The organism is Kitasatospora sp. NPDC054768 (assembly GCF_053612025.1).
The window spans coordinates 15,986-25,013 of the sequence record NZ_JBSHBN010000142.1; the positions used below are offsets into that span (position 1 = coordinate 15,986).

General features: G+C 72.6%; 7 protein-coding genes. 4 read left to right on the plus strand and 3 right to left on the minus strand.

Features of this window, described 5'->3' with window-relative positions:
- Nucleotides 1-355: 355 nt before the first annotated feature.
- The 3 genes from ACWGKU_RS31510 to ACWGKU_RS31520 all read right to left on the minus strand — a co-directional run bounded on the left by ACWGKU_RS31510 (nt 356) and on the right by ACWGKU_RS31520 (nt 3,682).
- Nucleotides 356-1,945 (minus strand): outer membrane protein assembly factor BamB family protein, encoded by a 1,590-nt coding sequence (locus tag ACWGKU_RS31510; protein WP_452180879.1) that lies wholly within the window; start codon nt 1,943-1,945, stop codon nt 356-358.
- A 95-nt stretch (nt 1,946-2,040) separates the two neighbouring features.
- Nucleotides 2,041-3,198, minus strand: a complete 1,158-nt coding sequence (locus ACWGKU_RS31515; protein ID WP_401050703.1) for an epoxide hydrolase family protein — start codon at nt 3,196-3,198, stop codon at nt 2,041-2,043.
- A gap of 70 nt (nt 3,199-3,268) precedes the next feature.
- Nucleotides 3,269-3,682 carry an SgcJ/EcaC family oxidoreductase gene (locus ACWGKU_RS31520; protein WP_401050705.1) on the minus strand — a complete coding sequence of 138 codons (414 nt, stop codon included), beginning with the start codon at nt 3,680-3,682 and terminating at the stop codon, nt 3,269-3,271.
- A 261-nt stretch (nt 3,683-3,943) separates the two neighbouring features.
- Here ACWGKU_RS31520 and ACWGKU_RS31525 point away from each other — a divergent pair, with 261 nt between their 5' ends.
- The 4 genes from ACWGKU_RS31525 (at nt 3,944) to ACWGKU_RS31540 (ending at nt 8,992) form a co-directional block, all read left to right on the plus strand.
- Entirely contained in the window at nt 3,944-5,122 is a 1,179-nt protein-coding gene (locus tag ACWGKU_RS31525; RefSeq protein WP_380551036.1) for an acyl-CoA dehydrogenase family protein, read from the plus strand.
- Nucleotides 5,123-5,209: 87 nt separating this feature from the next.
- Nucleotides 5,210-6,442, plus strand: coding sequence for a cytochrome P450 family protein (locus tag ACWGKU_RS31530; RefSeq protein WP_452180880.1), 1,233 nt, complete (start codon nt 5,210-5,212; stop codon nt 6,440-6,442).
- A gap of 21 nt (nt 6,443-6,463) precedes the next feature.
- Nucleotides 6,464-7,483 (plus strand): alcohol dehydrogenase catalytic domain-containing protein, encoded by a 1,020-nt coding sequence (locus ACWGKU_RS31535; protein ID WP_452180881.1) that lies wholly within the window; start codon nt 6,464-6,466, stop codon nt 7,481-7,483.
- Between the two features lie 54 nt (nt 7,484-7,537).
- Nucleotides 7,538-8,992 carry a multicopper oxidase family protein gene (locus ACWGKU_RS31540; RefSeq protein ID WP_452180882.1) on the plus strand — a complete coding sequence of 485 codons (1,455 nt, stop codon included), beginning with the start codon at nt 7,538-7,540 and terminating at the stop codon, nt 8,990-8,992.
- Nucleotides 8,993-9,028: the final 36 nt, after the last annotated feature.

Here is a 9,028-nt window from a genome sequence, read left to right on the forward strand (position 1 = left end):
CGCCTGGCTGCGCGGGCGCCCCCCAGGGCCGGCGGCGGTGGGGACCCGGGGGCGCCGGGGGGGCCCCAGCACCCCGCCCGGGCCCCCCGCGACCGTGTCGAGGCTCGGAGCCCCGACGGCCGGGGTCCAGGCCCGGCACTTGGTAGACGGAGCCGGGCGCCGCGGATCGACATCGAGCGGGAGAATTTTCGGGAGTTCTTCCGTCGTGCCGTCCCGCCGGACGTCGCGCGACCCGTCGCAACGGCAGCGCGCACAGCATGCTTCGCGGACGCACGCACGACGGCCACCGGCGCGGCGTGGATGCCGGGCCGGTGGCCGTCGGGTCGTCAGGGGCGGGGCGGTACGCGGGGGCGGGTCAGAGCGAGTAGGCGATGAGCTCGAACGACGGGTTGGTCGAGAACGCGGGGGCGCCCGCGCCGACCAGGAGCAGGCTGCCGCTCACGGCCGGGAAGGAGATGATGCCGGCCGGTGTCCTGGCCGTCCACAGGGTCGCGCCGGTGGTGGTGTCGAAGCCGTAGACCTGGCCGTCGAAGGTGGAGGTGAAGACCACGTCGTTGGCCACCGTGGCGGCACCGAGCGCCATCTGCGGCAGGTCCCGTTGCCAGAGCACCTTGCCGGTCGCCACGTCGGCGGCGGTGAGGCCGCCCCGGCCCACGGTGTAGTCGGGCAGTTGCAGTCCGCCCCGGGAGTCGAGCTTGGCGGGATTGTCGACCCAGGGGACGAAGAGCCGCCCGCGGGAGAGCGCCATCGGCGTCTCCACCCCGCCGATGATGCCCGGCAGGACGGTGGTCGGGGTGTCCGGCAGCGGGCCCTCGTCGTTCAGGTGGGTGCCGACCGGCAGGGTCCACAGCGGGGTTCCGTCGTCGGCCCGGTAGGCGTAGACCTTGCCCATCTTGCCCGCCGCCACCACGATCTCCGTGGGCTTGCCGCGGACCGTCGCGGTGGTCACGATCGGGGGGTCCTGGAGGTCGTAGTCCCGCAGGTCGTGCGGCGCGGTCTGCTGGTACCAGAGCAGCTTCCCGGTCCTGCTGTCCATCGCCAGCAGGCAGTTGGTGTAGAGGTTGGGGCCCGGCCGGCTGCTGCCGTTGGGGTACTCGGGGGTGCCGGGGAGCGGGGCGGGGTTGGCGACGGCGACGAACAGCCGTCCGTGCTCGTCGAGGGCCGGCGCGAACCAGGTCCCGCCGCCGCTGTTGATCTCCGGGTGGCCCCAGAGGTCGCCGTCCTTGACCGTGTTGAAGCTCCAGCGCGGCTTCCCGGTGGCGGTGTCCAGCGCGAAGATGGTTCCCATGGCCCCCGGCACGTACTTGCCGAAGGTGTTCGGGACGGTGCTGACCACCACGGTGTCCTCGTACACCTGGGGAGCGACGTCGATGCCGCCCTCGCCGGAGGCGATCAGCTCCCGTGACCAGACGGTCCGGCCGGTCGCCGGGTCGAGTGCGAAGACGCCGGTGAACGTCGTGCCGAAGAGCAGGCCGCGCGCGTAGGCCACGCCGTTCGGCCCGACCGAGGGGCTGTTGAAGACGCGCTTCCAGCGGACCTTCCCGGTCTCCTTGTCCACCGCGGTGACGTCGGAGTTGAGACTGATCAGGTAGACCGTGTCGCCCACGACGATCGGATTGGACGCCATGATGCCGGCGAAGGTCGGGTCGCCCTCCAGCGGAAGCCGCCACTTCACCTTGAGGTTCTTGACGTTGTGCGAGTTGATCGGTGTCCGGGTGACGTTCCTGGTGTTGGTCAGACCGCCGTTGGACAGGGCCCAGTCCTGTGGGTGGACCCGGCGGTCGTAGCCGCCCCGGGCGTTCTCGGTGCCCGCGGCGGCCGGGTCGGGGGCGGCCATGCCGGGTGCGATCGCCAGCGAGACGGCGGCCAGCGCCGTGAACGCCAGCCAGCCCGGGGTGCGGCGACCGCGCCGCCCGGCGCCGCGGGTCTTCAGAATGACGGACAATTCAACTCCGTTTCCGCTCGGTGTCGTTGCTCGACCCGGGCCTGGACGAAAGGTGGCGGACCGGCTCCCCGGCCGCTACGCGGGATGGACGGCGGTCAGCGCACCCGGCGCGCGAACGCCCGGACGTCGCCGACGAACAGCTCGGGCTCCTCCAGCGCGGCGAAGTGCCCGCCGCGCTCGAACTCGGACCAGTGGGCGAGGGTCGGGAGGATCCGCTCGGCCCAGCGGCGGATCGGCCGGACGGCGTCCTGCGGGAAGACGGCCACCCCGACCGGCGCGGCGAGCGGCCACGGGCCGGCCCAGGTACGGATGAAGTCGGAGTCCAGCCGGTTGGACTCGTAGTAGAGCTGGGCACTGGAGGCGGCGGAGGCGGTGAACCAGTAGATCGCCGCGTTGGTCAGCAGCCGGTCGCGGGACACCGCGTCCTCCGGCGCGGTCTCCGCGGCCGTCCACTCCTTGAACTTCTCCACGATCCAGGCGAGTTGGCCCACCGGCGAGTCGGTCAGGCCGTAGCCGACGGTCTGCGGCCGGGTGGACTGGATCTTCCGCCAGCCGGCCCCGTCCTGCTCGAAGTGCGCGGCGAACTCCAGCCTGGCCAGGTCCGCCCCGTCCAGGTTCGCGAACTCGGCCGGGTCCTGCGGCGGGAAGGTGGCGAGCATGTTCAGGTGGACGCCGGCGACGTGCGCCGGATCGGCCAGGCCGAGCTGGAGGGAGACCGGCATGCCCCAGTCGCCGCCCTGGACGAGGTACCGGTCGTAGTCGAGGCGGTGCATCAGCTCGGCCCAGGCCCGGCCGACCCGGGCGGTGTCCCAGCCCGTCTCCCGGGGGCGGCCGGAGAAGCCGTAGCCGGGCAGCGAGGGGATGACCACGTGGAACGCGTCGGCCGGATCGCCGCCGTGCGCCCGCGGGTCGGTCAACGGCCCGATCACGTCCAGGAACTCGACCACCGAGCCGGGCCAGCCGTGGGTGATGATCAACGGCGTGGCATCCGGCTCCGGCGAGCGCACGTGCAGGAAGTGGATGTCCACGCCGTCGATCTCGGTCAGGAACTGCGGGAACGCGTTGAGCTGCTCCTCGGCCTTGCGCCAGTCGAAGCCGGTGCGCCAGTACTCGGCCAGCTCCTTCAGGTAGTCGAGCGGAACCCCGCGCTGCCAGCCCACGCCCGGCAGTTCGCCGGGCCAGCGGGTCGCCGCGAGCCGGCGGTCCAGGTCGTCGAGGGCTTCCTGCGGGACGTCGATACGGAAGGGGCGCATGCCAAGTCCTCTCAGTGGACTGTCGGATCGGAGGGGCGGGCAGCGCGGGCCGGGACCGGCCCGCCGGGTCTCAGGCGGCGACGGGGGTGTTCTGGTACGAGGCGATCCGCCAGTCGGAGCCCTGTCGGGCCAGCACCCAGGTCGCCCGGATCGCACGCTCGGCCGTCACCTCGGTGTCCCCGGGGGCCAGCACACCGCCCTGGGTGACCAGCACGGCCACGTCCGCGGCCAGCGGGCGGACCGACACCGGCTCGCCGGTGACCCGGGTTCCCTTGAACGGGCCGGCGAAGGCCTGGGTCATGAAGGCGCGGATCGCCTGACGGCTCGTCAGGTAGATGTCCCCGGGCAGGATCAGCGTCGCGTCCTCGGTGAAGACCTCGGCGAAGCCGTCGGCGTCCTGGGCGGCCCAGGCCGCGACGATGCGCTCCGGAACGGCGCGCAGCGCGGCGGCTTCGGGGGAGTTGGGCGGGGGAGTGGCGGACATGGCTCTCTCCTTCTCCGGTGGTCACGGCCGCGACACGGCGGCCGGGTGACGGCCAGCCTCACACCGGTCCGCACGGGGCGACAACTCCCCGATTGCGCTCGATCGTTGGACGGCCGGGTGGCCTGGACACGCTCCGGACGCGCCGCAATCCGGGAGATGCGGGCGCCCCGCCCGGCTGCCAGCCTCGACAGGGCCGATCAACGACCGCGGCCCGGACGGCCAACCGTCCCACGCGGGCCGCCCACTTCGGAGGAGCCCCCGATGACAGCCAAGGAATCCCCGTCCAGGGAAGAACTGGTGAGCCGTGCAGCCGAGTTGGTGCCGCTGCTGCAGAAGAACGCGCTGTGGCACGAGGAGCACCGCCGGCTGTCCGACGAGACGCTGGCCGCGCTGACGGACTCCGGACTGCTGCAGATCCGGGTGCCGGTCCGCTACGGCGGCTACGAATCCGACATGCGCACCGCGGTGGACGTGATCGCCGAGCTGGCCCGCGGCGACGGCTCCACGGCCTGGGTCATGGCGGTCTACGCCATCAGCTCCTGGATGGCCGGCCTGTTCCCGGACGAGGTGCAGGACGAGATCTTCGCCGACCCGGGCGTGCGCGTGAGCGGCATCCTCAGCCCGACCGCGGTCGCCGTGCCGGTCGAGGGCGGCGTGCTGCTGAACGGCAAGTGGACGTTCAACTCGGGCGCGCTGCACAGCTCCTGGAACACCAACGCGGCCGTGCTGATGACCCCGGACGGGCCGCAGCCGATCATGGTGGCCGTCCCGCTGGCGGACCTGGAGATCGTCGACGACTGGCACACCACCGGCCTGCGCGGCTCCGGCAGCGTCACCACCGTCGCCACCGACCTGTTCGTCCCCGAGCCGCGGGTGCTGCCGATGGTCCCGGTGCTCCAGGGCCGGCACCGCTCCCTGGCGAACGCCGAATCGCCCATCTACCGGGCCCCGTTCATGCCCACCGCGTGCGCCACGGTGGCCGCGCCGGCGCTCGGGCTGGCCAAGGCCGCCAAGGAGGCGTTCTTCGAGCGGCTCCCCGGCCGGAAGATCAGCTACACCGAGTACGCCAACCAGGCCGAGGCGCCGGTGACCCACCTCCAGGTGGCCGACGCCATCACCAGGATCGACGAGGTGGAGTTCCACGCCCACCGCGCCGCCGGCCTGATCGACACCAAGGGCCCCACCGGCGAGGAGTGGACCCTGGAGGAGCGGGCCCGGATCAGGCTCGACCTCGGTGCCGTCTGCTCGCGCACCAAGGAGGCGGTGGACATCCTCAACACCGCCAGCGGCGGCTCCTCGATCTACACCACCGTCCCGATCCAGCGCATCGAGCGGGACGTCCAGACCCTCAACCTGCACGGCATCCTGCACCCCAACACCAACCTCGAACTCTACGGGCGGGTCGCCTGCGGCCTCGGGCCCAACACCCTCTACCTGTAGCCGGCGCCCCACCGGGCAGGGCCGCACCGAGCGGCCCTGTCCGGCATGCCCTGCCCGCCGTTCCCACCGACCGCCCGGAGGATCCCCATGGCAATCCCCGAACCCGTCGTCATCGACCCCGCCGGACACGACATCCACGCCGAGGGCGCGCGGATCCGGGCGAACGGCCCGGTCGCCCGGATCGAGCTGCCCGGCGGCGTGCTCGGCTGGTCGATCACCGACCACGAAACCGCCCGCCAGGCCCTCACCGACCACCGGCTGTCCAAGGACCCGCGCCAGCACTGGACGGCCTTCGCCGAGGGCAGGATCGGCGAGGACTTCCCGCTCATCGGCTGGGTGCTGATGGACAACCTCACCACCCGGTACGGCGCCGACCACACCCGGCTGCGCCGGCTGACCGCCGGGGCCTTCACCCCGCGCCGGGTCGAGGCCATGCGGGCCGAGGTCGAGAAGGCCGTCGACGAGCTGCTGGACGAGCTGGACCGCTGCGAACCCGGCGAGGTGCTGGACCTCAAGGCCCGCTTCGCCCGCCCGATGCCCGCCCGGGTGATCTGCGACCTGTTCGGCGTGCCGGCCGAGGACCGCGCGCAGATGCTCCGCGGCGGCGAGGCGAACATCGACACCACCCTCACCCCCGAGGAGTCGGCGGCCAACGTCGAGCAGTGGCACCGGGAGATGCAGGAGTTCGTCGAGGCCAAGCGCCGCAGCCCCGGGGACGACCTGACCAGCGACCTGGTCCAGGCCCAGGAGGAGGACGGCTCCCGGCTGAACGACTCCGAACTGGTCGGCACCCTGCACCTGTTGCTCGCCACCGGGACCGAGCCGGTGATGAACCTGCTCGCCAACGCGACCCGGGCCCTGCTCACCCACCCCGACCAGCTGGCGCTGCTGCGCAGCGGCGCGGTGAGCTGGTCGGACGTGATCGAGGAGACCCTGCGCGTCGAGGCGCCGGTCGCCCATCTGCCCTTCCGCTTCGCGGTGGAGGACATCGAGATCGGCGGCGTCGTCATCGCCAAGGGCGACCCGGTCCTGATCAACTTCGCGGCGGTGGGCCGCGACCGTACCGTGCACGGCGACAGCGCGGACGCCTTCGACGCCGCCCGGTCGGACAAGGAGCACCTCTCCTTCGGTCACGGCGTCTACCGCTGCATCGGCATGCCGCTGGCCCGGATGGAGGCCGAGATCGCGCTCGCCGCGCTGTTCCGGCGCTTCCCCGACATCGAACTCGCCGTCCCCGAGATGGACTTGGCGCCGCAGGTCACCTTCATCATGAACGGCGTGCAGACCCTCCCGGTCCGCCTCACGCCGCGAAACCGCTGACACGAAAGGGAGGTCCGTCCGATGTGGGCAGCCGTCGTACCCGAGGCCAAGGCGCGCTGGGAACTGCGCGAGATCCCCACCCCCACGGCAGGTCCGGGTCAGGTACTGATCCGGGTCCACGCCTGCGGGGTCTGCCACAACGACCTCTGGGTCAGCCAGGGTGTCTTCCCCTTCCCGCCGCTCGACCCGGTGGTGGTCGGTCACGAGGCCGCCGGAGAGGTCGTCGAGGTCGGTCCGGGGGTGACCACCCGCCGGGTCGGGGACCGGGTCGGCACCACCTGGGTGCAGGCGACCTGCGGCCGGTGCGACTACTGCCGGCTCAACCTCCCGCTCACCGGGCAGTCCGGGATGAACTGCCCGGAGTCGGTGATGAGCGGCCTCACCGTGCAGGGCGGTCACGCGGAGTACGTCGCGGTGTCGGCCGACAGCACGGTGCTTCTGCCGGACGCCCTGTCGTACGAGGCCGCGGCGCCCGTGCTGTGCGCGGGGTACACCGCGTGGAGCGCGCTGCGCGCCGCGAACCCCGAGCCGGGCGAGCGGGTCGCCGTCCTCGGGATCGGCGGACTCGGCCACCTCGCCGTGCAGTTCGCCCGTGCCGCCGGCTTCGAGACGGTGGCCGTCACCCGCTCGCCGGACAAGCACGAGCTGGCCCGCACGCTCGGCGCGGACCACGTGGTCGCCGACGGCGAGCAGCTGCGGGCGGCCGGCGGCGCCGACGTGGTCCTGGTGACCGGCACCTCCTACCGGGCCGCCACCGAGACCCTCCAGGGACTGCGCCCGAACGGCCGGATCGTGCTCGCCACCATCGACCCGGTCGACTCCTTCACGATCCCGCCCACCAGCCCGTTCTGGGCGCAGCGCCAGCAGGTGATCGGCGCCACCCACAACGGCCTCGACCAGCTCACCGAGGCCCTCGACCTGGTCGCGTCCGGGGCCGTCACGCCGCTGATCGAGACCTTCCCCAAGGAGCGGGTCGCCGAGGCGCTCGAACGGGTCGAACGCGGCGAGGTCCGCTTCCGCGCGGTCGTGACCTACGCCTGACGCACCGGCAGCGACCGCATGCGACCGCATGGGGACCGACGTGGGGAGGACACTGTGTACAGACGAAGATTCCTGGGCCTCGCGGGCATCGCGGCGGTGACCGGGGTGGGCCTGCCGGTGGGCGCCGTGGCCGGCGGGGACCCGCTGCCCCCCGTGCGGATCGGCCGGGGGGCGCCCAAGGGGCCGTTCTCCGTGCGGATGCCGGTGCCGCCGACGCTGCGGCCGGTGGCGCGGACCGACGACACCGACGTCTACCGGCTCGACGTCCTGGCCGCCGACCTGGAGCTGATCCCCGGTGTCCGAACCAGCTGCCTGACCTACGGCGGAAGCTTCGTCGGCCCGACGATCCGGGCCCGGGAGGGCCGCCGGGTGCTGGTCACCTACCGCAACCGGCTGCCCGAGGCCGTCAACGTTCATCTGCACGGCGGCCACGTCCCGGCCGACAGCGACGGCCACCCGATGCAGCTGATCGACCCGGGCGGCGAGCGCCGCTACGAGTACCCGAACCGGCAGCCCGGGGCCACCCTCTGGTACCACGACCACAGCCATCACACGGAGGCCGAGCACGTCTACCGCGGCCTGCACGCCTTCTACCTGATCGAGGGCGAGGACGAGCGCCGGTACGACCTGCCGAGGGACGAGTACGACGTGCCGATCGCGATCCGGGACGCCGAGTTCGACGCCGCGGGCCGGTTGGTCCACGGCGATCCGGCGAAGCGGAACGTGATCCTGGTCAACGGCCGTTCCAAGCCGTACTTCCCGGTGGCCGCCCGCAAGTACCGCCTGCGCCTGCTGAACAGCTCGACCCTGCGGTTCCTGAAGCTGAACTTCGGCTCCCTGCCGGTCCTCCAGATCGGCTCGGACGGCGGTCTGCTGCCCGCGCCGGTCGACCGGACCGGGACGGACTTCCCGCTCGCCGCCGGTGAACGGGTGGACCTGGTGGTGGACTTCTCCGGACTGGCGGTCGGCAGCAGGGCGGCGCTCACCAACCAGGGCCAGTACACCGGCGACGACCGGGTCGAGCCGGTACTGCAGTTCGCGGTGGACCGCCGGGCGCGCGACCGCAGCGGTGTGCCGGCCACCCTGCGGCCGTTGCCGGAGCTGCCGCCGGCCACGGTCCACCGCGAGCTGACGCTCTCCTTCGACCTGAACGGCACGCCGACGGGCCTGGTCAACGGCCTGCCCTTCGACCCGGACCGGGTCGACCAGCGGGTCCGCCGCGGTGCCACCGAGATCTGGACGGTCACCAACGGCGACAGCGCCACCAAGTACGGTCCGATCCAGCACTCCTTCCACCTGCACCTGGCGCAGTTCCGGGTGCTCGACCGGGACGGCCGGCCGCCGCTGCCCGGCGACGCCGGCCTGAAGGACACCGTGCCGCTTCCGCCCGGTACGTCGGTCCGGGTCCAGGCGACCTTCACCGACTACCTCGGCCGCTACATGTACCACTGCCACATGCTGGAGCACTCCTCGGCGGGCATGATGGGCCAGATGGAGATCGTCGACTGATCCGCCCCGACGGCGGGCCGGGCCGGGCACACGGCC